Here is a 25,519-nt window from a genome sequence, read left to right as displayed (position 1 = left end):
AGGTGATATTTGTGAAAAGATTAACAAGTTTAGCGATGAAGTATAAAATTTATCCGATTTTAATGTTTGTAATCAGTACAGCATTAGCACTTACTGTAGTCATTCAGAACGTTGCTATAGCAGAAATTTTAAATGCAATGTTACGCAATACACACCAAGGTTTGTTAATTTTACTACTAGTGACATTAATTATTTTATTAGCAAGAGCAACATTTAACACAATAAATCAAATGATAGGTAATCGTATGTCTGCTCGCGTTAAATATGACTTACGACGTCAATTGATTTTGAATAAATCGTCAGAACCCATTGGTGTCCAAATAAATACACTGACTGAAAATATAGATGGCATAGTGCCATTTTTTAATAGTTACTTTCCTCAGGTTTTTAAGTCTATGATGATACCGCTATTTATCATAATTGCAATGTGTTTCATACATTTAAACACTGCTTTAATTATGATTGTTACTGCACCATTTATACCAATGTTTTATATCATTTTTGGATTGAAAACACGTGATGAATCAAAAGATAAAATGACCTATTTAAATCAATTTAGTCAGCAGTTTTTAAATAAAATAAAAGGGTTGATTACGCTCAAATTATTTAATAAAACTGAGGCTACAGAACAATCTTTATATGAAGAAAGTACAACATTTCGAAATTTAACGATGCGCATTTTAAGAAGCGCCTTTTTATCGGGATTGATGTTGGAGTTTATTAGTATGCTAGGTATTGGCCTTGTTGCTTTAGAAGCGGGTCTAGGATTGATATTGTTTGATAGTATAGATTTTAAGACGGCAGCTATAGCAATCATATTAGCCCCTGAATTTTATAATGCTATTAAAGATTTAGGTCAATCTTTTCATACTGGAAAGCAAAGTGAAGGATCAAGTGATGTTGTCTTCGATTTATTAGACCGACAAGAGCAATATGTAAAATCACAAGTGCAAACAAATAGTTATCAAAAGCCATTGATACAGCTTGAGCATGTGTATTATAAATATGACGACGCGCAGAACCATGCTTTAGAAGATATCAATCTTAGTATTTATGATGGAGAACATATTGCATTAATTGGAAAAAGTGGGGCTGGAAAGTCTACTTTAGCCCAAGTTATAGCACAACATTTTAAAACACAATATGGCTCTGTGATCTATAAACAACAATTGAAAATTGGTTTTTTAAGTCAGCATCCATATATTTTTAACGCATCTATAAGAGATAATATGACCATGTTCCAAAAAATTGACGAAGATAAAATTTTAGAAGCGCTTGACGATGTTAACTTAAAACATGTGGTCAATGCGTTAGAAAACGGTATTGATACTTGGATTGGTGAAGGTGGGGAAATGCTCTCTGGAGGACAGATGCGAAGAATTGAACTGTCACGATTGTTATTATTGCAACCTGATGTATTGATATTTGATGAACCTGCAACGGGATTGGATGTACAAACAGAACATGTTATTCAATCTGTGATAAACAAAAAGTTTGAAAATACGACTATCATCACCATCGCACATAGAGAAAACACCATAAAAAATGCAGATAGACGTATAAAGATTAATGAAGGTTCTGTTGAGTCCATAAAAGTAATCAAGCAAAATGCGTATAAAGGTGGTGACTTTTGTTGAGACCACATATTCAATTTAAGGTAGATAAAGATTTAATTTTATCTATCATTGTAGGTATTTTAGGCAGTTTAACTGCATTAAGCATGTTTTTCTTAAGTGGTTATATGGTAACGCAAAGTGCTTTAGGTGCACCATTATTTGCTTTAATGGTTTTAATTGTTTCTGTTAAAATGTTTGGATTTATACGTGCTATTGCAAGATATATCGAACGATTATTATCTCACAAAGCAACATTTACTATGTTGAGAAATGTGAGAGTACAATTTTTTAAGAATATTATACCTGTCGTACCAGACGTATATAGAAAATTTAAATCCAGTGATTTACTTGGTCGCATGGTTGGTAGTGTGGAAGCACTACAAAATATTTATTTAAGAGTTTATTATCCACCAGTAGTTATTGGCTTAACGGCGATAATTGCAATGGTTGTGACTTTTTATTTTTCATTTGTTCATGCAATTATCATATTTATTAGTATGCTGATAACATTGGTTTTAATTCCTTGGTTAAGCGCGAAAAAGGCACAATTATTAAAAAGGGATGTTAATCGTATACAAGACCAATTTTTAAATCAATTTTATGATTATAAAGAAGGATATCAAGAACTTGCGCGATTTGACCAAACAGAATATTATCAGCATCGGGTTTTAAATCAATTGAATGCGTATGAACAAGCACAAGCAAAAGAGCAACGTTTCTTATCGTTGTATGAATATAGCTTAAATCTGGTTTCAATGATTGCTTTATTTGCAACATTATATTTGGGTGTTATACAAGTGCAAAATCAACAGCTAGATGTTGTTTACTTAACAAGTATTGTTTTGATGATGTTAACATTATTTGAACAAGCAATTCCTATGAGTAATGTGGCTTATTATAAAGCAGATACGGATGAAGCTTTAAATAATATCAATGAAGTTATTGCACACCCAATTCAACAAGGCAATCAACCATTATCATTGGATAATGCTGTACATCAATCGTTAGTAGAAGTTCAAAATGTTGATTTTAAATATTGGAATCAATCGAAGTACACTTTAAAAGAAGTACAGCTGAGTGTGCATGAAGGTGAACATGTTGCAATTATTGGTCCTTCTGGTTCAGGTAAGAGTACCTTATTACAATTAATGTTAGGTCTCTATCAAAGTGAAGAAGGCACTGTTTTATTAAATAATCAAGATATTACAAGTATTTTAGATTCAGATAAATACAGTTCGATTAATGCTCTATTACAGTCACAACAGTTATTTGATGGTACAGTACGTGATAATTTATTCACTGATCAAGAAGATGCAGTAATCGAAGATGTTTTTGATACACTAGGTTTATCACACATTGATTTAGATAGACACATCACACTTTCAGGTAATACACTATCTGGTGGTGAAATTCAAAGGGTTGGTATTGCAAGATTATTATTAAAAGAGGCTCCGATTTGGGTGATTGATGAGCCTACTACAGCACTAGATATTTATCACACGAATCTTGTGATGGATGAAATTCACAAACAATCTCAAACATTAATCGTTGCAACACATGATTTACGATTACTACCAAAATTTGATAAAATCGTGGTTATGGTTGACGGTGAAATAATAGAATATGGAGATTACCAATCGTTACTATCAAACAAAGGCTATTTATATCAAATGGTCATGTTAAATCAAGAGTGACTTTTTAATAAAAGATAGCAATATAAGCACTTGATTTGTAAATGGAAAATGTTAAAAATTTAATTTGAAGGTCAAACAAATGAACGAATCACTGAAGTATTTGTGCAGAAATGTATCATTACTTCGGTGATTTATTAATAGTATTTAAAAAAGGGGTGGGGTAGAAATCTAATTTATTAACAGTTTTCGTCGTCCCACCCTCGTAAGAATGATTAGTATTGAATATAAAATGATTACCTGAGCTGTGGCTCGTGCACAAGTCAGACTAACTCAATAAATTGAGAAGTGGTATTAAGGATTACCTGAGCTAAAGCTCATGCATAAGCCCCACTAACTCAATAAATTGAGAAGTGGGGCTTTACAATAAACTAGAGTCTAGGACAATTCAATGATGTCCCAGACTCTAGCTTTAAATTAATATATTTAATTCATCAATTTCATATAGTTTAACCTTAACATTAGAAATTTAGCATTATTTTGCTTTTTCTTCAGTAAAGGCATTAATTACTTTTGAAAGTAATCGATTTAGTTCTTTGTTTTCTTCTGCGCTAAGTGAAGATGCAACTGCCACATCTTGGCATGCTGTGTCCAATTCAGGTCGAATTGCTTCACTTTTATCTGTTAAGTGGATAAACACTTCACGTTGATCTACTTCAGAACGTTCACGTTTAATTAAATCAATTTGCTCCATTCTTTTTAGTAATGGAGATACAGTACCTGTATCAAGTGCTAATTCAGTTACGACTTTTTTCACGTTAACAGGTGAATCAGCCCATAAGATTGTTAAAACTAAAAACTGTGGATATGTTAATTTGTATTTTTTAAAGACATTATTAGAGTAGTAGCGATTTACTTGTCTTTGAGCATTATACAAACTGAAACATAATTGATCCTTTAAATTAAGTGGTTCAGACATAAAGTTCTCCTCCAGACATTCTATCCGTTTTGTTCTTTCTGTTTCGGATTTGAATCCGTCTATTGTTGTGTTTCACTTCCTCAAGCATACTTTCACACTGTGCCATGCTAAAATAAAGTATGTATAAAGTTTAGAAGAAAGTCAACATTTTATCAAGTGAAAGGTTAATTATAAGAATAATTAAGGTTTTACGCAAACATTTTTATTTATGAAATGAGTGAGTATATGAAAAATATTAACCATCAAAAAACTAAAATTACGATTATTACAGGATTTCTAGGAAGTGGTAAAACAACTTTCCTCAGTAAATATGTAAAATATTTACAAAAAAGCAATGAATATCCAGGCGTAATCGTAAACGAATACGGTAAATTAGATATAGATAGCTATGCTATTAGCAATGATATTGAGGTTGTGTCAATATTAAATGGTTGCGTATGCTGTGATTTGCAACTAGATTTAATAAAACAATTAAAACATTTTCTAAGCAAAAGTGCAATGCGCCATATAATAATTGAGGCGACAGGTTTAGCACATCCAATTGAAATTATTGCGGCATGTCAGGATCCTGAAATCATTGAACAAGTCGCCCAACCTACAGTTATAGGATTGGTGGATGGGCCTCGTTTCCTAAATCGTTTTCAATATACCAACCATACAATTCAATTGATGGAAGAACAATTATCTGTGTGTCATGACATAGTCATGAACAAAATGGATCTCATTGATAATCATGCACATGATATTGATGAAGCAATTCGCAAAATTAATCCAACAGCATCTAAATATTTTACTACCTATGCAGATATTGATATGAATCAAATTAGTGCGGCTGCAAATGAAAATCAAATGAAAATGAATTCCCATGTACATCATCATGGTATAAATCGTCTACATTATCGTTTTTCTGGACCCATTAATAGACAATTATTTTATCAATTTATTTTACGGTTGCCGGATAATGTTCTAAGATTAAAGGGATATGTGAAATTTAAAGATGTGCCCGAAGATATTTATGAATTTCAATATGCTTTTGGGTTGCCAGATTATCAAACGATTGATAAAGAAGTGTCCTTGACGATTGTTATTATTGGTGAGCAATTAGATGTAAATAAACTACGAAATCAATTAGATATGCTACAATTTACCTAATTTAAATTAATGTAATGAAGAAGGGGGTTGATTCACTATGGAAAGAGTGAAGATTAACCAACATGTATCCTTTTCAAATGTAATACAAGGATTTTGGAGAGCAAACGATTGGAAGTGGACTCCACAACAGTTAAATCGCTATATTAATGAACTGGTCGAGCGTGGTATTACTACGATGGATCACGCAGATATATATGGTGATTACAGTTGTGAAGGGATTTTTGGAGAAGCGCTTAAATTATCGCCTAATCTACGTGAACATCTTGAAATTGTTTCTAAATGTGGCATCGTTTTGCCATCTGACCATTTAGCGACAGCAGATGGACATCGATATGATCATAGTAAAAAACATATCACAGAAACTGTAGAACGTTCTCTCAAACAATTACAAGTAGAACAACTAGATTCATTACTGATTCATCGGCCATCACCATTGATGGATCCACATGAAATCACAGAAGCTGTTAAATCTTTAGTTAAAGAAGGAAAAATCAAATCGTTTGGAGTATCAAATTTCAACAAATCGCAGTATGATTTATTAAGTAAATGTTTAGTTTGTGATAAATTACATATTACTTTAAATCAATTAGAAGTTTCTCCTTATACGTTAGATGCAATTGAAGATGGAACTATTAACTATATGTACAAAGATGATGTTAAAATAATGTCATGGAGTCCATTGGCTGGAGGAAAACTGTTTGATCTTGAAGACGAAAAAACAGCAAGAATTACTGCGATTATATCCCAATTGGCACAAAAGTATAATGTTACGACAACTGCAATTATTATGTCTTGGTTAAAGAAACATCCAGCTTCAATCATGCCAGTGCTAGGCACACAAAAGATTAATCGTATTGATGAAGCATTACAAGGTATGGCAATAACGTTAACTGACCAAGAATGGTTTGATATTTATACAGCTTCCTTAGGTCATGATATTCCTTAGATTTTAATTTAGAAGGAGCGTAGAACATGAGTAATCAAAGTGAACAACACCTTAGAAATCAGTTTAGATTTCAACGCAATTTTATTAATTTTCCTATTTTGGGTTTTGCAATAGTAATTGCTTTATTAAACATAATATATCCTGACATTAATTTAATGATGACATTATTTGGTCTGTTCTTTTTTTACAATGGTGCGATATTGTTTGTTGCGTTTATTAAACATTATAAACGCGTTATGTTATTAGCAATCATCTTAACCTTATTATCATTAGCACTATTTGGAATGACGATGTATTTGTATGCTAAATCAAATAACTTACTATAATGATTAATACGATTTGATTTAAATAATTAGGAGGACATACATGGAGCAATGGATCACTCACTTTATGGAACAATATGGTTATTGGGGAATTGCTTTTCTAATATTTTTTGAGAATATCTTTCCACCTATACCATCTGAAATCATCTTAACCTTTGGTGGTTTTATGACTACACACTCTAACTTGAATTTTATTGGTGTAACACTAACATCAACTGTGGGATCTGTTGTTGGAGCGATTGTCCTTTATGGCATTGGCGCTTGGATAGGAGAGCGAAACTTATATAAAGTTATAGATCGTTATGGAAAAATTATACGAGTAAAAAGAAGTGATTTAGATAAAACACTGCAATGGTTTGAACAATACGGTTATTGGACGATATTTTTCTGCCGATTTGTACCGCTTTTAAGAAGCTTAATTTCAATCCCAGCCGGTTTAACACGTATGAATATGCCTTTGTTTTTATTATTTACAACAATTGGTACATTGATTTGGAATATCGTTTTAATTTATTTAGGACAAACAGTTGGTAGCAATTGGCACGTTATCGTGCACTATATGGATATTTACTCTAAAATTATTTATATCGTACTTATTATTATAGCTGTTTTTATTATTTGGAAGTGGTTGAAACGCCAACGAAAACATAAGCGAAAGTGATGATAGTTAACGTACTAGCTCAATAAATTGAGAAATGTAATTCAAGCATACTAAGACAATTCATTTGTCTAACATTATAAGGGGCTGACATTATGACAAAACAAAAGATTTCTATTATAGGTGCTGGTAATACAGGGTCTACTTTAGCTTTTATTATCGCTAAACACGAATTAGCGGATGTTGTACTGATCGATCAACCTAAAAATGAAGGGCAGGTTAAAGGTAAAGCACTCGATATATTACAAAGTAGTCCTATTTATGGATTTGATGTAAATGTTTCAGGCTCAGTAGATTATTCTGATACAAAAAATTCAGATATTGTTGTAATTACTGCAGGGGTACCACGTAGGCCTGGAATGAGTAGAGACGATTTGGTTAAAATAAATGAACAAGTAATGGAAGAAGTTACAAAAGAAATTGTTAAATACTCTCCAGAATGTAAAATAGTAGTGCTTACTAATCCAGTTGACGCAATGACTTATACAGTCTTGAAAGCATCAGGTTTTTCTAAAAAACGTGTTATTGGACAGTCAGGTATATTAGATACTGCAAGATATCAAACATTTATAGCAGAAGCTTTAGGAATTTCTATTAAAGATGTTAAAGGGTTAGTTCTAGGTGGTCATGGAGATACCATGCTTCCATTAGTAAATGCTACAAATGTTAATGGTGTACCATTGACTAAATTATTAGATGAAACTACGATTAGCCAAATTATTGAACGCACTCGAAAAGGTGGTGCTGAAATAGTAGAATTACTAGGTACAGGTTCTGCTTATTATGCGCCAGCTTCGGCAGTATATAGTATGTTGGAAGCAATTTTGAAAGATCAACAACGTTTATTACCTGCCATCGCATATTTAGAAGAGGAATACGGTTTTTCTGATATTTGTTTAGGTGTTCCTACAATATTAGGTGAAAATGGTATAGAACGCATTTTAGAGCTTGCGCTTTCGGATGAAGAATTAAAGCAATTACAAATTTCAGCAAATGCTGTTCAACAAGTGAAGCAATCGCTAAAAAATAAATAACTTTTTTAAAAAGAAACACCCACAACATGGCTAATAAGTCTGCTGTGGGTGTTTCGTTATATAATTAAATTTGTGATTACATCCTGAAAATACAAATATACATCGCAACGTACTCAAGAAAAGTTAAAATATACATATACTTTAACCTTATCTTTGTTTTAATAGAAACATGCCAATTAGGATATTTTCGTTCATAATAAAATAATTGTAAATAAAATAAACCGATACCTAGTGGTAAACACATAAGCAAGATGCTTTTTGTGTATGAAAAGCCTACGTCATGAAGTAAATGTCCAATAATTAATTGAAATACGATGAGTACAATAAGTAAAATTAAGATATTAAAAGTCATTTTGTACGTTGTACTCCTTTCGCAAATGTATAAATTAAAATTTGAAGTAATACCAATAATATGACAAATAGGAAAGCATCAAAATCTAAATGATTGATAACTTCTCTATAAATTCGAAGTGGTTCATTGATAATATAAACAGAATGCAAACGTAAGAACCGTCCAATATAAATACCTAAGCCATTTAAAAACATCATAATGAGTATAATGGTTCTATTTAACCAACGGTGAGTTGTAAAATTTTCCATTTCTACAAACATCAAAATTAATAAATATAAAGCTAATAAGACGCCGGCAACTAAAAATGTAAAATACACCCATTCAACGATGATTAAACCTTGATAAAAATTAAAAGTAAATTGATTTAAATGTATTAAATCTGTAACCATATATAGCGTATTGGGTACCATGCATAAAAATATAAGTACAAAAACGATAAATAATGGCCATTCATATTTATATTTGGGTTTAAATAAATTTAAGAGTAAGCATAATTCAAATGGAACATATGCTAGAAAGAGATTAAGCGTCATAAATTGATAAAATTGATTAAAGAAAATTGATATGATCATTAAAATTAAAAATATTGTTCTAGCAATGTAACGAGGGGCGATACTTACACCTACTTTCTTTTTGAATTTATATTTGTGCTAAGCACACAAGCTCATATAATTATTTTTATAGAGTATAACTATAGCTGAAGTTTAAAAAACAACTTTACCCGAAATTGAATTTTTATATAATCTTGTCTATGAAGTATTAGATATTGTTTCGTACATGATAATAAGTATTAATTTTAAACAGCAAATAAAAATCCCCTTAAAAAGCTTACTGCTAAGGGAACATAAACATAAAATTACGAATGTGATTTTTTATAATACAATTTATAGACAGAAATTTCAATTATAAACACTAGTCAAAATGAATGAAAACGTTTTACAAACAAAAACAAGTTAAACATAAATATTTATTTTCAAATAATGGCTAATCATTAAAATTTGGGTTATCGTGTGTGACTTTGTCCAGTTATCAATTCGCATAGTTCAATTCAATAGTTATTTACATAATCAATCCTTGAACGTCAATACGTATCAAAATTGTAAAAAAGATACATGTTAATACAAAAAAATGGAGCATGGTAGTCAGCAATATTACAAAATTTTCATAAACGTATAAAAACGCTAATTCCTATATAATTTCAATAGAAATTAACGTTTATGCTTTAGGCAGAGATATTAATATCCATGATGCTTGATTAGTATAGATTACGTTTTTAAATTCCAACTTATAAAATTATATTTAAATTGATATGTTTTTATAAGTTGAATAATGTTAAAACCCTGTTGGCCGAGCGTCATTGAATTACAAATCTAATAGATTCAAGCCGATATCGCCATTGTGTTTACGATTTATATCTAGGTTTGTCATTGTAATGACGATTTCTGCAGTAGCTGAAACAATTGCTTTTGTTAAATGACCACTTAATGTTTCGTATTGATTAGTACCAAAAGTTGCATGTAAATGTGCAAATGGCTTTTCATCAATATGAGAAATATTACCTAAAAGGCTGATTAATTCTAAAGGTTCTTTAATTTCTTTTTTTTCATAGGTTTTAGTTTCTAAATTATAGAAATTTAATTCTACGTTATCACAAGCGCCGATACCACTGACTGTTCCAAATTTACCATTTTGCTCACGAGCGAGATCCGTTACAGCTTCAACAATGTCTTCACCTTGTTCTAAAACTAATACGATCGTATTACCATCTACTTGATATACCATTTGAAAACCTCCATTCAAATTAATGCATTTAATATCATTATACAATTAATTATTTATGAGATGTATAATAGTGTTTGAAAATGTAAGTTTTTCTATTGTTTTTCTGTAGGAAAATGTTATAGAATGTTCTAATATTGTGCATTCCTCTAAATTAACGATACAAAACAAGATGGTGAAAAAAGTGTGTAAAAGAATGGAGTGAGAAACGTGAATAAACAATTTTATATTTTATATTTTAATATCTTTTTAGTCTTTTTAGGTATAGGTCTAGTTGTACCAGTGCTACCAGTTTATTTAAAAGATTTAGGTTTAAAAGGTAGTGATTTAGGAATTCTTGTTGCGGTCTTTGCACTCGCACAAATGATTATTTCACCGTTTGGTGGTACGCTTGCAGATAAATTAGGTAAAAAATTAATTATTTGTATTGGACTTGCACTTTTTGCAATTTCAGAATTCTTGTTTGCCGCAAGTCACACGTTTTCTCTACTAATCATTTCCAGAATATTAGGTGGTTTTAGTGCTGGAATGGTCATGCCTGGTGTTACTGGGATGATTGCGGATATTTCTATAGGAAAAGATAAAGCAAAGAATTTTGGTTATATGTCGGCAATCATTAATTCTGGCTTTATTTTAGGACCTGGTTTAGGTGGTTTGCTGGCGGAAGTATCGCATAGATTGCCGTTCTATGTGGCTGGTACAAGTGGTATCGTGGCGCTTATATTATCTATCACATTAATTAAAAACCCGAAAAATGAAACGCAAGATGGTTTTACACAATATCAACCTGAATTATTGGCTAAAATAAATTGGAAAGTGTTCCTCACTCCAGTCATTTTAACACTAGTACTTGCATTTGGTTTGTCTGCGTTCGAAACATTATTCCCTTTATATACAGCCGATAAAGCACATTATTCACCTATAGATATCTCCTTTGCAATTACCGGTGGCGGTATTTTTGGTGCGATATTCCAAGTGTTTTTCTTTGATAAGGTTATGAAATATTTTGAAGAGCTTACTTTTATTACTTATGCATTACTTTATTCAGCGATTATTTTACTTGCATTGACGTTTATGCATAGTTATTGGTCAATTATGATTATTAGTTTTATAGTATTTATTGGTTTTGACATGATTCGTCCAGCAATTACCAATTATTTTTCAAATATAGCTGGAAATCGTCAAGGATTTGCTGGTGGGTTAAATTCGACTTTTACCAGCATGGGGAATTTTATAGGTCCATTAGTAGCTGGTACGTTATACGATATTAATTTTGAATTTCCACTGTACATGGCGATATTAGTGATGTTTATTGGAATGATAGTAATATTTTTTGAAAAAGCAATTCGAAATCGTCTAAAAAAATCATAAATTCAATGAATGACGTAGCTATTTTGCTATGCTTATTGCTAAAATGTTTATGTATAAAATGTAAAAATGAATAATTATTTTATAAAAGACAATTTAACTTTCTGACGAATTAGTTAATGTTATAGGAGTAAGAGATGAAATTAGAACCACCATTTTAATTTCATTTCTTGCTCCTTTTTTTATTAAGTAAATTAAACATGGCAATTTTTAAACTTATGTTCATTAGAAAAATTTCAAAATACGTATGAAGTAATAGGATGTAATGGTTAATGTATTAATGGATATAAAAATTGTCAGAATTAGTACATTAGAATTTCAAATATGACACGAATGTTAAATAAAGTTGCACACATAATATTCATGTTACAGAAATTACAATTGTTTTAAATTGTGGTCTATATAAGTTTTTTGTTAAATATTTGTGATAATATGTTGTTATTATTAAAGAGAGATGATTAAGGGGATAAAGTTGAAGAATTTACTATTATCAATATTGGCTTTCCTATTAACATGTTGTTTCATATTTTTATTAGTGTTAGTTACTAATCAACAAGTGCTTGCAAAAGTACATGAAACAATATCGAGTTATTCCGATACAAATAATGTTGCTCAATCCAAAGCAGGAGAAGAAAAAGCAGATTTTGATTCAAATGTGCCGGATGACACAAAACATGACGTGCCAAAAGAAAAGCCATATAATGCAAAAAACCACGAACCTATAGCAAAATTAGCAACACATGATTTGAATGATAAAGAGGCTGGAGAAATCAATTTGCCTCAATTTTCAGAAGCGTTAAATAAAGCACAAAAAATGGTTGATAGTGATAACCATTCTGAAAATGAATATAATGACTATGGTATTGATAGTACATGTGAGGGGACATATTACTATATTTTCACTTTTAAGAATAAGCAACATCCCAAAACATATTATAGAGTCACTGTAGATCAAAATAATAAGGCAAGGATATTTGATGATGCTTATAAAGTGCAAAATCACCAAGACCAAGACAAACCGAGAATATCGCCACATGAATCAGAAGTAATAGCTCAAAAATATGCAAAAGATGCATTGGGAAACAATGCTACCTTGAAGCAAGTACATGCCTCAAAGCAAGGTATGTTTTATACATTTTATGATGCGACAGCTAAAAAAGAATATAAAGTTATTGTGAATAAACTGGGTGATGTCATCCGTCAACCTGCGTTGAAATAAGAAAATGAAAACATTCAACTTTTAGATTCTATTGAAGTTGGATGTTTTTTATTGTCATAAAAAGTATAAAGTTAAATGTATCGATGTTATTATTATATTAAGTTTAAACTGATTTATACTTTGATTAATATTTAAATATTAAAAATTGAAAAGGATGAATGTTTTGAAAAAAATAAAAAAAGCAATTATACCTGCGGCAGGATTAGGTACAAGATTTCTTCCGGCAACAAAAGCGATGCCAAAAGAAATGTTGCCGATTTTAGATAAGCCAACGATTCAATACATTGTAGAGGAAGCAGCTCGTGCTGGTATTGAGGATATTATAATTGTAACTGGTAAACACAAGCGAGCAATTGAAGATCATTTTGATAATCAAAAAGAATTAGAAATGATTTTAGAAGAAAAAGGAAAAACGGATCTATTAGAAAAAGTGAATTATTCTACTGAACTTGCTAATATTTTTTATGTAAGACAAAAAGAACAAAAAGGGTTGGGACATGCAATTTATTCAGCACGTCAATTTATTGGCAATGAACCTTTTGCGGTACTATTGGGCGACGACATTGTGGAGTCAACACAACCAGCCATTAAACAATTGATGGATACATATGAAGAAACTGGTAAATCTGTAATCGGTGTCCAAGAAGTGAATGAAAATGATACACATCGTTACGGCATCATTGATCCGTTAGGTAAAAGTGGTCGTCAATATGAAGTGAATCAATTTGTGGAAAAACCGAAACAAGGAACAGCACCTTCAAATTTAGCGATTATGGGACGTTATGTGTTAACACCTGATATCTTTGAATATTTAGCAAACCAAGGTAAAGGCGCCGGTGGAGAGATTCAACTGACAGATGCTATTGAAAGAATGAATAAAGAAAGTCAAGTCTATGCCTACGACTTTGAAGGTGAGCGTTATGATGTTGGTGAAAAGTTAGGTTTTGTAAAAACTACGATAGAATTCGCTTTGAAAGATCAAGAAATGAACGAAGCCTTAACGAAATTCATTAAACAACTTAAGCTAGATTGATTGCTTGTGATAAAATAATTTTGATATGCATAAAATATTTATAATCATATGAGGTATCGAAATGAAACAAAAGAAAACAAATGCTATGCGCATGTTAGATCGTCAAAAGATAAAATACAATGTCAATACGTATGAAATCTCGGATGAACATATGGATGGTACTGAAGTAGCACACAAAGTTGGCATAGAGGATAAATATGTATATAAAACACTTGTTTTAGAAAATAGTCATCACCAACATTTTGTGTTTATCATTCCAGTAAGTGACACATTAGATATGAAAGCGGCAGCTAACGCCGTAAATGAAAAGAAACTACATTTAATGCCTTTAGATGAACTTAAAAACGTAACAGGTTATATTAGGGGTGGTTGTTCACCAATTGGAATGAAAAAACAATTTCAAACGGTTGTCGATCAGCAAGCGACATGTATAGATTCTCTTTATATTAGTGGTGGAGAACGTGGGGTACAGATTGAAATGACAGTTGATGACTTGATTAAAATAACTAAAGCAAAAGTGTTGAACGTCACTCATCAGTAACAGCATAATAAGATAATTAAAATCACGAAGTGGTCATGATACCATTTCGTGATTATTTAATGGACAGTAAGCAAACATATACCTTTTATAATATTATAAAATCGCGAGCGTTAATGATTTGAAACTTTTTTCGAATTTTGCGCTCTTTTTTTTATGCGTTTTTTAAATTGATGTTCTACGGTTATTAAAAACATAAAGCTCAATGTAAAAAATGTGAGGACCATAGTTAAAACAAGCATAGAATCTATTGGGGATATAAGTAAAATTAACAACACGATAAAGTTACTAATATAAGCATATGTATAGAGTAAAATCATGATTATTCGTATATGTTTGTTCGTTGTATGACTAAGAAATTGTAACAGGTTAAAGCCCATTTGAAAAAACAACAAGATATACATAATCAACGTTTGAAAAAATACAAAGTCAGTTTTGAATTTTTCACTTATGTATATGTTGAGCATCATTAAAATAGCAAAGATAATTGCGGTACTGATTCTGATTCTTTTTTCCCATTTAACTATAGATGATTGTTGCATAACTTCAAGGCACTCCTTGTAAGAAATATGTGAAATAAAAAAGTTGTATAATACATAATTATTGTAACGTAATGAGATGTATTATCAAGATGTTCAAATGTGGTTATTAACGCATAGATAAAAATCATAATTTATTGAGGAAAAGGTGGAATATCAAATTTCATTAACTTTATATGATTGTTTTTGATTGTTTCTGACAAAAAATGATTGAAATAAGAAAGCGTAACCATTATAATGAAAATGAATTGAGGTGAAGGGATGATTACTGAAAAAAGGCAGGAACTCATATTGACTGAATTGTCAAAAAAAGACTTTTTGACTTTACAGGAATTAATAGAGCGAACAGGATGTAGTGCGTCCACAATTCGCCGAGACTTATCCAAATTACAAAAAATTGGAAAATTGAAAAGAGTGCATGGCGGGGCAATGCTAAACGACTCATCTATCTTAGAACCTAATTTAGCAGATAAACGTGGAACAAACTTAAAAGAAAAGCAAGAAATTGCACGGTTAGCAGCACTAGAAATAGAAGATAATGAATGTGTTTTTATTGATGCTGGCTCGACTACACTTGAGATGATCCCTTACATCAGTGCACAAAATATTGTTGTTGTAACGAGTGGTTTGACGCATGTCGAAGAGCTAATTAAACAGGGTATTCGAACATTTATTTTAGGTGGAGAAATCAAATCGACAACATATGCGACAGTAGGTGCTAGCGCGCTTGAAACGTTGAAGAGCTATCGTTTTGATAAGGTATTCCTTGGTATGAATGGTATAGATATAAAATATGGTTTAACTACACCTGATGAGCAAGAAGCGATTATTAAAAAATACGCTATACATTTAGGCACAAACGCTTATATTTTAGCTGATCATGATAAATACGACAAGGTGTATTTTGCACATGTGCCTGTCGAAACACAAGTAAGCATTGTTACTTCTAAAAAAGTAAAAGAGAGTGACATATTTAAGAAATATACTGAACATTACACATTTATTGGAGGTACACGATGATTTATACGGTAACTTTTAATCCCTCTATTGATTACATCATGTTTGCTGATGATTTTGAATTAAATGGATTAAATAGAGCGACAGAAACTTTTAAATTTGCTGGAGGTAAGGGTATCAATGTTTCAAGAGTGTTGCAAACATTGAATGTACCTTCAACAGCCTTAGGATTTGCGGGTGGATTTCCAGGTCAATTTATAGATGACACTTTAAAAAAAGCAGGTATTCAAACCGATTTTATAGAAATAGATGAAGATACACGGATTAATGTAAAATTGAAAACTGGTGATGAAACAGAAATAAATGCACCAGGACCAAATATTTCTCAAACACATTTTGAAAATCTACTCAGACAACTTAAACAAACTTCAAAAGAAGATATAGTTGTCGTGGCAGGAAGCATACCGAAAAGCGTCCCTAAAGATGCGTATGAACAAATTGCAAAAATCATAAAACAAACAGGTGCTCGATTAGTCGTAGATGCTGAAAAAGATTTAGTGGAATCCGTATTAAAATACAATCCGCTATTTATTAAACCAAACAAACATGAATTAGAAGTCATGTTTGATACAGCAATCGATTCGGACGAAGATGTTATCCATTATGCACAAGAAATTATGAAACAAGGAGCATCATCTGTGATTGTGTCACTTGGTGGCGAAGGCGCAGTTTATGTTGATCATAAGCATAGTTTGAAAGCATCAGTACCTCTTGGCCAAGCTGTCAATACAGTTGGTTCAGGTGATAGCACTGTTGCAGGCATGATAGCTGGTCTTGAAACAGGATTGACAATTGAAAACGCGTTTAAACAAGCGGTTTCTGCGGGAACGGCAACTGCTTTTAACGATGATTTAGCCTCATACAAAGCAATTGAAGATATTAAAGAACAAGTGACAATTACGACTCTAAAAGGGAGTGAATGAGATGAGAATTACAGAGTTATTAACTCAAGAGACAATAGCTATGGATCTTTCATCAACTGATAAGAATGGTGTCATAGATGAATTAGTGAATCAACTGGATAAAGCAAAGAAATTAAACGATGTATCAGTTTTTAAAGAAGCTATTTATAACCGTGAAGCGCAAAGTACGACTGGTATTGGAGAAGGTATTGCGATACCACATGCCAAAGTAGCTGCAGTAGATACGCCTGCCATCGCTTTTGGTAAATCTAAAGCGGGTGTAGATTATCAAAGTTTAGATATGCAACCGGCACATCTGTTCTTTATGATTGCGGCTCCAGAAGGTGGCGCACAAACACATTTAGATGCATTAGCAAAACTGTCAGGTATTTTAATGGATGACAAAGTAAGAGAAGATTTACTAAATGCAACTTCTCCTCAATCTGTGTTACAAATCATTGATAAAGCTGATGATGAAGCTACAGAAGAAGTTGAAGAAGATACTGAAAGCTCTGTTGCTTCAGCTGATACAAATGAACCCTATATATTAGCGGTTACAGCTTGTCCAACGGGTATAGCACATACTTATATGGCGCGAGATGCATTGAAAAAGCAAGCTGAAAAAATGGGCGTTAAAATAAAAGTAGAAACAAATGGATCTGGCGGTATAAAAAATCATCTCACGAATGAAGATATCGAACGTGCTACTGGTATTATTGTAGCGGCAGATGTACATGTTGAAACAGCGCGGTTTAATGGTAAGAACGTCGTTGAAGTACCAGTAGCTGACGGTATTAAACGCCCAGAAGAATTAATTAATATTGCTCAAGATACTTCTCGTAAACCGTTTGTAGCGAGTACTGATTCAAGTAAAGCACAATCAGAAAGTAATGAAAAACAAGGTGTAGGTAAGACAATTTATAAACATTTGATGAACGGTGTTTCTAATATGCTACCACTTGTTATAGCTGGTGGTATTTTAATGGCTATCGTGTTCTTGTTTGGTGCAAATTCGTTTGATCCAAAAAGTTCAGATTACAACGCGTTCGCAGAACAATTGTGGAACATAGGTAACAAGAGTGCCTTTATGCTAATTATTCCTATACTTGCTGGTTATATAGCACGTAGTATTGCAGACAAACCAGGTTTCGCAGCTGGTTTGGTTGGTGGTTTATTAGCTAGTACAGGTGATTCTGGTTTTATCGGCGGCATTCTTGCAGGTTTCTTAGCAGGTTATTTAACATTAGGCATCAAGAAATTAACAAATGGTATGCCACAATCTCTAGAAGGTTTAAAACCAACTCTAATTTTCCCAGTATTCTCTGTTTCTATAACAGGTTTACTGATGATTTATGTTTTAAATCCTCCAGCATCTTGGTTAAATAATTTATTGCTGAATGGCTTACAAAGTTTATCAGGTACTAATATTATGTTATTAGGTCTTGTTATTGGCGCGATGATGGCTATAGATATGGGAGGTCCCTTTAATAAAGCAGCTTATGTATTCGCTGTAGCTGCATTGACAGAAGGCAATGCAGCACCAATTACAGCAGCGATGATTGGCGGTATGGTGCCACCGATTGCTATTGCAACAGCAATGTTACTGTTCCGTAAAAAATTCACTAAAGAACAAAAAGGTTCTATTGTTCCAAACTATGTGATGGGGCTATCCTTTATTACTGAAGGTGCAATTCCTTTTGCCGCAGCTGACCCTATTCGTGTAATCCCGTCTATGATGGTGGGTTCAGGTGTAGCAGGTGCAATTGCATTAGGTTTAGGATCATCCATTCAAGCACCACATGGTGGTATTATCGTTATATTAGGAACAGACTTTAGTCACGTATTGCAATCATTGATAGCAATCATTATTGGAGCTATCATAGCAGCAGTTATTTATGGTATGTTAAAAACAAAATTAACTAAAGAAGAGATACAAAACTCAGAAGCGATGAATGATTAAAATTACAGAGATTCATAATGAAAAGCCAGAAGAACTCATGATTGAGTGAAACTTCTGGTTTTTTTATTATTTGCTTTTGAATATAATATAAGCGTTGAATTTGGTAAAATAAATTACAAGTGATGTAAGAAAATTTTAACCTAAAATAATTGAAAAGAAGGTAACATAAATGGTTGAATATGTAATTGAAAATGGACGAATATATACTGAAACTGAAACCATTGATTGCGGTTATATCATCATTAAATCTGGTAAAATTGCTGGTTTAGGTGTAGGAAAGTATGAAGGTGATTTACAAACGATAGATGCACAAGGGTATCATATTTTACCTGGTTTTATTGATATTCATATGCATGGCGGTTACGGTGAAGATGCAATGGATGCATCGATGACGGGCTTAAAACATTTGTCAGAGTCATTGTTATCTGAAGGTACAACGAGTTATTTAGCAACTACAATGACACAATCAGATGAGAATATTACAGATGCGCTAAAAAATATAGCTGCATATCAAACACAACAAGATACGTTAAATACAGCTGAAATTGTGGGAATCCATTTAGAAGGCCCGTTTATTTCTGAACATAAAGTAGGTGCGCAAAATCCTGGTTATGTCCAACGACCTTCAGTGGAAAAATTAAAATACTTCCAAAATATAGCGAATAATCACATCAAAGTCATCACATTTGCACCTGAAGTCGATGGCGCTAAAGAAACATTAGCAGCTTTTAAAGATCAAATTATATTTTCAATTGGACATACAGTTGCGACATTTGATGAAAGTAATGAAGCGGTAAAAAACGGGGCCAAACATGTAACGCATTTATATAATGCTGGTACACCTTTTGAACATAGAGAACCAGGTCTATTTGGGGCAGCATGGGTTAATGATCAATTGAACACTGAAGTTATTGTCGATGGCATCCACTCACATCCCGCTGCTGTAGATATCGCATATAAGCAAAAAGGAAATGAACATTTCTATTTAATTACAGATGCTATGCGCGCAAAAGGCATGCCAGATGGAGAATATGATTTAGGTGGCCAAAATGTCATCGTGAAAGACTCAGAAGCGCGTTTAGTTTCAGGAGCATTAGCAGGAAGTATTTTAAAAATGAATACTGGTTTGCATAATCTTCTTAAATTTACAGGTGATTCATTGGATAATCTATGGCGTGTCACTAGCTTGAATCAGGCAATTGCTTTAAACATTGACGATAAAAAAGGTAGCTTAAAAGCAGGTAAAGATGCAGATATTGTCATCGTGAACGATGATATTGAAGTTCAGACAACTATCAAAAATGGTGAAATACATCAATTTATTAAGTAATCATTATTTTAGAATAAATAAATATTATTTAGGACAAATGATGTAAAATTTAGAAAGTTGACGCGAAGGTAATTTTGCGTTTAAATGATACATTAGGTGAATATAAATTTTAATTTGTATAAATTACTTTCGAAACAACTATTATGATAAAATAAAAGAAATGCGTATTTTTAGGGAGGTGTTACAATGGGAAGGATTTAGCATATAATACAAACTTTAACAATCATATAATATTTTATAAGCAGTCACCTATTGTGACACAAAATTTGGAGGTGAATCCCTAGAAATAGGGAACTAATTGGAAACAGTGACCATAATAAATTTAGTAATATTCTTTTTTTTAATAGCATTAACTACAGTCTTCGTAGGATCAGAATTCGCATTAGTTAAAGTGCGTACTACTAGGATTGAACAACTTGCAACAGAAGGCAACGGTAGTGCACGTGTTGTTAAAAAGATGATTAAAAACTTAGACTATTACTTATCAGCATGTCAATTGGGTATTACCGTGACATCTTTAGGACTAGGTTGGTTAGGTGAACCAACATTTAACAAATTGCTACACCCATTATTTGAATTAATCCATTTACCAGAAGCACTAACGACAACTTTTTCATTTATTGTAGCGTTTATCATTGTGACATATTTGCATGTTGTCTTGGGTGAATTAGCACCGAAAACGCTTGCTATCCAATATACCGAAAAATTGGCACTAGTTTATGCTAGACCGCTATATTACTTCGGATTTATAATGAAGCCATTAATTTGGTTAATGAATGGTTCAGCAAGAATGATTATTCGTATGTTTGGTGTGGATCCTGATGCAAATAATGATGCTATGTCAGAAGAAGAAATAAAAATTATCATAAATAATAGTTACAATGGCGGAGAAATCAATCAAACAGAATTAGCATATATGCAAAACATCTTTTCTTTTGATGAAAGACATGCTAAAGATATCATGGTGCCGCGTACACAAATGGTTACACTAAATGAGCCATTTAATGTAGATGAATTATTAGAAACAATTAAAGAACATCAATTCACACGTTATCCAATTACAGAAGATGGCGATAAAGACCATGTAAAAGGGTTTATTAACGTAAAAGAATTTTTAACAGAGTATGCTTCTGGTAAACCGATGAAAGCAAGTAACTATATCCATGATTTGCCAATGATTTCCGAAACTACTAGAATCAGTGATGCGCTTATCAGAATGCAGCGTGAACACGTTCACATTAGTTTGATTATTGATGAATATGGTGGTACAGCAGGTATTTTAACTATGGAAGATATATTAGAAGAAATTGTTGGTGAAATTCGTGATGAGTTTGACGATGATGAAGTCAATGATGTTCTCAGACTAAGTGACAATAAATACCAAATTAACGGTAGAGTGTTATTAGATGATTTAAACGATCAATTTGGTATTGAATTTGAGGATTCTGAAGATATAGATACAATTGGTGGTTGGTTACAAGCACATAATACCAACTTACAACCAAATGATTATGTAGATACACAATATGATCGTTGGGTAATATCGGAAGTGGATAATCATCAAATTATCAATGTTATCTTAGAGTTTGAATATCATGAAACACGTCCGACTCCTGAAGAAGATGAAGACGAAGAAAGTAATGATAATTAAACTGCGAATGATGATAATTTAGTGATGTTTGAGTTTTTAACATAGCAATTATCATTTGCTAGCAAAATATCAACATATATTTTGCACCATACGCATACAACTTGTATTATAAAAATGAGTAGGTATTGCAAAAACTGGGACATCAATCAATGTCCCAGTTTTTTTATTTAAAGGATGAAAATATACATCTATACTAATAAAGAGGAGGATAAATTTATGATAGAAGATACTTATTATTTAAATAATGGTTACCCTATGCCGAAAATCGGTTTGGGTGTTTACAAAATTACTGATGAGGAAATGGAAAAAGCTGTATCTAGCGCTTTAGATATCGGTTACCGTGCTTTTGATACAGCTTACTTTTATAAAAATGAAATTGCATTAGGCAATGCTTTGAAAAAATCTGATGTGCCCCGTTCTGAATTGTTTATTACTTCAAAGATATGGAATGATTATCAAGGGTATGATAAAACGATTGAATTTTTTACAAAATCTATAGAGAATTTAGGCACTGATTATTTAGATTTATTTTTAATACATTGGCCATGTGAAGAAGATGGACTTTTTATTGAAACATATAGAGCGATGGAAAAATTATACAAAGAAGGTCGAATACGTGCAATTGGTGTATGTAACTTTAAGCAACATCATTTAGAAAAATTGATGGCTGAAACAGAAATTACACCTGCAGTAAATCAAGTGGAGGTACATCCTTATTTCAATCAGCATGAATTACAAGATTTTTGTGATAAGCATGATATCGCCGTGACAGCTTGGATGCCGCTCATGCGAAACCAAGGTTTACTTGAACATCCTGTCATTGCTGATATTGCTGAACGTTATAGTAAAACACCTGCGCAAATTGTGTTGCGTTGGCATTTAGCACACAACCGTTTGATTATACCTAAATCTAAAACACCAAAACGTATCCAAGAAAATTATGAAATTTTTGATTTTAATTTAGAATTAACAGACATTGCTGAAATTGATAATCTAAATCGAGATGCTCGTCAAGGTAAAGATCCTGATCAAGTGCGTATAGGTGATTTAAAATAAGTTATTTAAAGTAGTAAGTTTAAATCGTTTTATCAGCATGTGTTACTGAATAATAATTACAAAATTAATAATCAGCGATTATAATCATTGGTCTATTTTCTGTAACATATACCTAAAAGGTTGTAAGCTGATTATTTTATATTGTGTAAGATAGAGAATTGTTTTAATGACACTTAATTCTCTATCTTATTTTTTTAATTTTACTAATATTAGGTTTTGTTTCCATTTCTGACAAATAGTTGATAAACTAGACGGACAAAGTTACAACTTTTTTCAAAAAAGATATAGAGCAACATTTATGTGTATATATAATCTGTTTTATTAGAAAAATTTGAAAATTGCATTTTAGATTTTCTTTGTTATGTAAACCATTGATGTTATCTGTTTCGGCAATTTTTTTAAAGCGTGTAAGTTTTATAATTGAATATTAAGGAAATATAAAAATTATGTAAATCTAAATGAAAAGAATGGCGAAATAACTGTAAATATTGGTAAAGTGAAATTGAAGTAATTGAAATGAAGGTGTTTATTATGCAGATAAGAGTTATAGTGCCATGTTATAACGAAGGTGAAGTAATATTAAAAACATACCATAGGTTAACTGAAATACTAGAAAAAGATAGTCTTAACCGTCACTATAACTATGATTTACTATTTGTAGATGATGGTAGCCATGATAAAACGATTAATTATATTCAAGAAATGGCAACTCATGATGAACATGTGAAGTATATTTCGTTCAGTAGGAATTTTGGTAAAGAATCAGCGATGATTGCCGGTTTCCAACACAGTGTGGCATGTGATGCTGTTGTGATGATTGATGCTGATTTACAGCACCCGCCAGAGCTTATACCACAGATGATAGATAGTTATTTGGATGGCTATGATCAAGTTGTTGCAAAACGTGATAGAACAGGTGAAAAACGTTCAAGAAAATTTTTAACTAAATGCTATTATAAAATGATTAATCACTTTGTTGAGGATATTAAATTAGAAGATGGCGTTGGAGATTTTAGGTTGCTTAGTCAACGCGCACTACACTCATTAACATCGTTAAATGAATATAATCGTTTTTCAAAAGGGTTGTATGAATGGATAGGTTATAATACTAAGGTTTTCACTTATGAAAACGTTGAAAGAGAAGAAGGTACGTCTAAATGGTCATTTGGTAAATTACTAAATTATGGAATAGATGGCTTGATTTCATTTAATAATAAGCCGTTACGGGCTATGATTTATTTAGGACTTATCGTATTTTTTGTGAGTCTACTTTATATTGTATTTAGCTTTGGTAACATTATGATTAACGGTGTGAAAACACCAGGATACTTTTCAACCATTGCAGCTATTTTATTACTTGGAGGTATACAACTTATTTCAATAGGTATTATAGGCGAATATATCGGTAGGATATATTATGAAGTAAAACAGCGACCAAAATATATTGTTCAAGTATCTAATTTGAAACCAATACACAAAACAACAGGATTGGGATCTGAAATAGAAATGTCTGAATATCCAGAAGAAAATAATGAAAACAGAATAAATAGAGAAGAGCATTTTTATGTACCATCACATAAGGTGAAAACTGAAAAAAATAAAACGCTCGTTAAACACAGATAATTCTAGCCCTCAAGCTATGCTAAAAGTATAGCCTGGGGGCTTCTTTGTGTATAAACAAAATGATTATTACAATTTTGACCTTAGATGCTTGGAGATACAATTGAGTCTGTAGGCTTTTAAGCATATCATTCTCAAGCATTAGCACATTACAAAATTATAGAACGAGTCTAATTAGTTAAATACTTTTAAAAACAAAAACACTATAGTCAAAGAAATTTTGATATAGAAGTAATGTTTGTTTTATAAAAGTTATTTTAGATTTTAGGTTATTGTTGTGCCATACACACAAAGTTAAAACAACGACTAAGGTTGATACGAGTGACATTTTACGAAAGATAGATTATAAACCCCTCAAGATAATATAACTTCAAAAAACAAAAAAACGTCAATTTCTATAATATGTTTATAGAAATTGACGCTTATTTTTGGTTGAGATTTTAGTATTCCTGAATACTTTCGCTATATAGTCATCTTCTGTCGATATAGAAACTATGACATTAAGTTTTAGGAATTTCTGTTAAAACTAAAAATTTTACAAACCATTTATTTTTTACGTAATTTACCCAATATAAATGATAAAAGGGCAACAAGAACAATTGTTCCAATTAGTGCAGGGAAGATAGCGATACCGCCTAAGTGCCAACCCCAATCACCTAATATCCATGAGCCTAGTGCAGAACCTACGATACCGGCAATAATATTACCTAAAATACCTCCAGGGATATCTTTACCGACGATACCACCAGCAATCCAGCCAATCAAACCGCCGACAATTAACATAATAATAAATCCAAACATAAGTATACCTCCTTT

At 31.9% G+C, this 25,519-nt stretch carries 23 protein-coding genes; 18 read left to right on the top strand and 5 right to left on the bottom strand.

Going from position 1 to position 25,519, the window contains the following annotated elements; genetic code table 11:
• Positions 1-11: 11 nt before the first annotated feature.
• A complete protein-coding gene (locus CD032_RS07760; RefSeq protein ID WP_019468235.1) occupies positions 12-1,637 on the top strand; it encodes an ABC transporter ATP-binding protein/permease in 1,626 nt (541 codons plus the stop codon).
• Positions 1,634-3,310: a thiol reductant ABC exporter subunit CydC gene (cydC, locus tag CD032_RS07755; RefSeq protein ID WP_019468236.1), complete on the top strand. Its 1,677-nt coding sequence runs from the start codon at positions 1,634-1,636 to the stop codon at positions 3,308-3,310. The genes CD032_RS07760 and cydC overlap by 4 nt, the downstream gene beginning before the upstream one ends.
• Positions 3,311-3,782: 472 nt before the next feature.
• Here the strand turns inward: cydC and mgrA are convergent, their stop codons facing one another.
• On the bottom strand, positions 3,783-4,226 hold the full coding sequence (gene mgrA, locus CD032_RS07750) for a global transcriptional regulator MgrA (RefSeq protein ID WP_019468237.1): 444 nt from the start codon (positions 4,224-4,226) through the stop codon (positions 3,783-3,785).
• 225 nt (positions 4,227-4,451) lie between these two features.
• On the opposite strand from mgrA, the gene CD032_RS07745 reads away from it, so the two are divergent.
• The 5 genes from CD032_RS07745 to mdh all read left to right on the top strand — a co-directional run bounded on the left by CD032_RS07745 (position 4,452) and on the right by mdh (position 8,339).
• On the top strand, positions 4,452-5,378 hold the full coding sequence (locus CD032_RS07745) for a CobW family GTP-binding protein (RefSeq protein WP_103211362.1): 927 nt from the start codon (positions 4,452-4,454) through the stop codon (positions 5,376-5,378).
• Between the two features lie 37 nt (positions 5,379-5,415).
• Positions 5,416-6,324 carry an aldo/keto reductase gene (locus CD032_RS07740; RefSeq protein WP_103211361.1) on the top strand — a complete coding sequence of 303 codons (909 nt, stop codon included), beginning with the start codon at positions 5,416-5,418 and terminating at the stop codon, positions 6,322-6,324.
• A 26-nt stretch (positions 6,325-6,350) separates the two neighbouring features.
• Complete coding sequence (locus tag CD032_RS07735; RefSeq protein ID WP_019468239.1) at positions 6,351-6,650, top strand: hypothetical protein; 300 nt, start codon at positions 6,351-6,353, stop codon at positions 6,648-6,650.
• Positions 6,651-6,690: 40 nt separating this feature from the next.
• Positions 6,691-7,308: a DedA family protein gene (locus CD032_RS07730; RefSeq protein WP_019468240.1), complete on the top strand. Its 618-nt coding sequence runs from the start codon at positions 6,691-6,693 to the stop codon at positions 7,306-7,308.
• Positions 7,309-7,400: 92 nt separating this feature from the next.
• Positions 7,401-8,339 (top strand): malate dehydrogenase, encoded by a 939-nt coding sequence (gene mdh / locus CD032_RS07725; protein WP_019468241.1) that lies wholly within the window; start codon positions 7,401-7,403, stop codon positions 8,337-8,339.
• Between the two features lie 76 nt (positions 8,340-8,415).
• Here the strand turns inward: mdh and CD032_RS13425 are convergent, their stop codons facing one another.
• The 3 genes from CD032_RS13425 to CD032_RS07710 all read right to left on the bottom strand — a co-directional run bounded on the left by CD032_RS13425 (position 8,416) and on the right by CD032_RS07710 (position 10,473).
• Positions 8,416-8,691, bottom strand: coding sequence for a hypothetical protein (locus tag CD032_RS13425; RefSeq protein ID WP_064264668.1), 276 nt, complete (start codon positions 8,689-8,691; stop codon positions 8,416-8,418).
• Positions 8,688-9,263 carry a DUF1361 domain-containing protein gene (locus CD032_RS07715; RefSeq protein WP_046467659.1) on the bottom strand — a complete coding sequence of 192 codons (576 nt, stop codon included), beginning with the start codon at positions 9,261-9,263 and terminating at the stop codon, positions 8,688-8,690. Before CD032_RS07715 ends, CD032_RS13425 begins: the two co-directional genes overlap by 4 nt.
• Positions 9,264-10,053: 790 nt before the next feature.
• A complete protein-coding gene (locus CD032_RS07710) occupies positions 10,054-10,473 on the bottom strand; it encodes a PPC domain-containing DNA-binding protein (RefSeq protein WP_040030242.1) in 420 nt (139 codons plus the stop codon).
• A gap of 207 nt (positions 10,474-10,680) precedes the next feature.
• Between CD032_RS07710 and norA the strand changes: the two genes are divergently transcribed.
• The 11 genes from norA to CD032_RS07650 all read left to right on the top strand — a co-directional run bounded on the left by norA (position 10,681) and on the right by CD032_RS07650 (position 24,706).
• A complete protein-coding gene (gene norA, locus CD032_RS07705) occupies positions 10,681-11,841 on the top strand; it encodes a multidrug efflux MFS transporter NorA (RefSeq protein ID WP_064264492.1) in 1,161 nt (386 codons plus the stop codon).
• A 469-nt stretch (positions 11,842-12,310) separates the two neighbouring features.
• Positions 12,311-13,057 carry a hypothetical protein gene (locus tag CD032_RS07700; RefSeq protein ID WP_019468246.1) on the top strand — a complete coding sequence of 249 codons (747 nt, stop codon included), beginning with the start codon at positions 12,311-12,313 and terminating at the stop codon, positions 13,055-13,057.
• Positions 13,058-13,220: 163 nt separating this feature from the next.
• Entirely contained in the window at positions 13,221-14,090 is an 870-nt protein-coding gene (gene galU, locus CD032_RS07695) for a UTP--glucose-1-phosphate uridylyltransferase GalU (protein ID WP_019468247.1), read from the top strand.
• Positions 14,091-14,151: 61 nt separating this feature from the next.
• Positions 14,152-14,631, top strand: a complete 480-nt coding sequence (gene ybaK / locus CD032_RS07690; protein ID WP_019468248.1) for a Cys-tRNA(Pro) deacylase — start codon at positions 14,152-14,154, stop codon at positions 14,629-14,631.
• A 797-nt stretch (positions 14,632-15,428) separates the two neighbouring features.
• Positions 15,429-16,187 carry a DeoR/GlpR family DNA-binding transcription regulator gene (locus CD032_RS07680; RefSeq protein WP_019468250.1) on the top strand — a complete coding sequence of 253 codons (759 nt, stop codon included), beginning with the start codon at positions 15,429-15,431 and terminating at the stop codon, positions 16,185-16,187.
• Positions 16,184-17,107 carry a 1-phosphofructokinase gene (gene pfkB, locus CD032_RS07675; RefSeq protein ID WP_040030240.1) on the top strand — a complete coding sequence of 308 codons (924 nt, stop codon included), beginning with the start codon at positions 16,184-16,186 and terminating at the stop codon, positions 17,105-17,107. Before CD032_RS07680 ends, pfkB begins: the two co-directional genes overlap by 4 nt.
• A 1-nt stretch (position 17,108) precedes the next feature.
• Complete coding sequence (locus tag CD032_RS07670) at positions 17,109-19,046, top strand: PTS fructose transporter subunit IIABC (RefSeq protein WP_019468252.1); 1,938 nt, start codon at positions 17,109-17,111, stop codon at positions 19,044-19,046.
• Positions 19,047-19,215: 169 nt separating this feature from the next.
• The gene (nagA, locus tag CD032_RS07665; RefSeq protein WP_040030239.1) at positions 19,216-20,376 is read left to right on the top strand and encodes an N-acetylglucosamine-6-phosphate deacetylase; all 1,161 of its coding nucleotides are present in this window, start codon (positions 19,216-19,218) and stop codon (positions 20,374-20,376) included.
• A gap of 298 nt (positions 20,377-20,674) precedes the next feature.
• Positions 20,675-22,027: a hemolysin family protein gene (locus CD032_RS07660; protein WP_019468254.1), complete on the top strand. Its 1,353-nt coding sequence runs from the start codon at positions 20,675-20,677 to the stop codon at positions 22,025-22,027.
• 216 nt (positions 22,028-22,243) lie between these two features.
• Positions 22,244-23,083, top strand: coding sequence for an aldo/keto reductase (locus CD032_RS07655; protein WP_019468255.1), 840 nt, complete (start codon positions 22,244-22,246; stop codon positions 23,081-23,083).
• Positions 23,084-23,614: 531 nt separating this feature from the next.
• The gene (locus CD032_RS07650) at positions 23,615-24,706 is read left to right on the top strand and encodes a glycosyltransferase family 2 protein (protein ID WP_019468256.1); all 1,092 of its coding nucleotides are present in this window, start codon (positions 23,615-23,617) and stop codon (positions 24,704-24,706) included.
• 543 nt (positions 24,707-25,249) lie between these two features.
• Here the strand turns inward: CD032_RS07650 and CD032_RS07645 are convergent.
• Positions 25,250-25,504, bottom strand: a complete 255-nt coding sequence (locus CD032_RS07645) for a GlsB/YeaQ/YmgE family stress response membrane protein (protein WP_019468257.1) — start codon at positions 25,502-25,504, stop codon at positions 25,250-25,252.
• Positions 25,505-25,519: the final 15 nt, after the last annotated feature.

Source organism: Staphylococcus cohnii subsp. cohnii, assembly GCF_002902365.1.
GTDB classification, from domain to species: Bacteria; Bacillota; Bacilli; order Staphylococcales; family Staphylococcaceae; genus Staphylococcus; species Staphylococcus cohnii.
The sequence above is the reverse complement of the archived record's forward strand: the minus strand, read 5'-3'. Positions and strand labels throughout refer to the sequence as shown.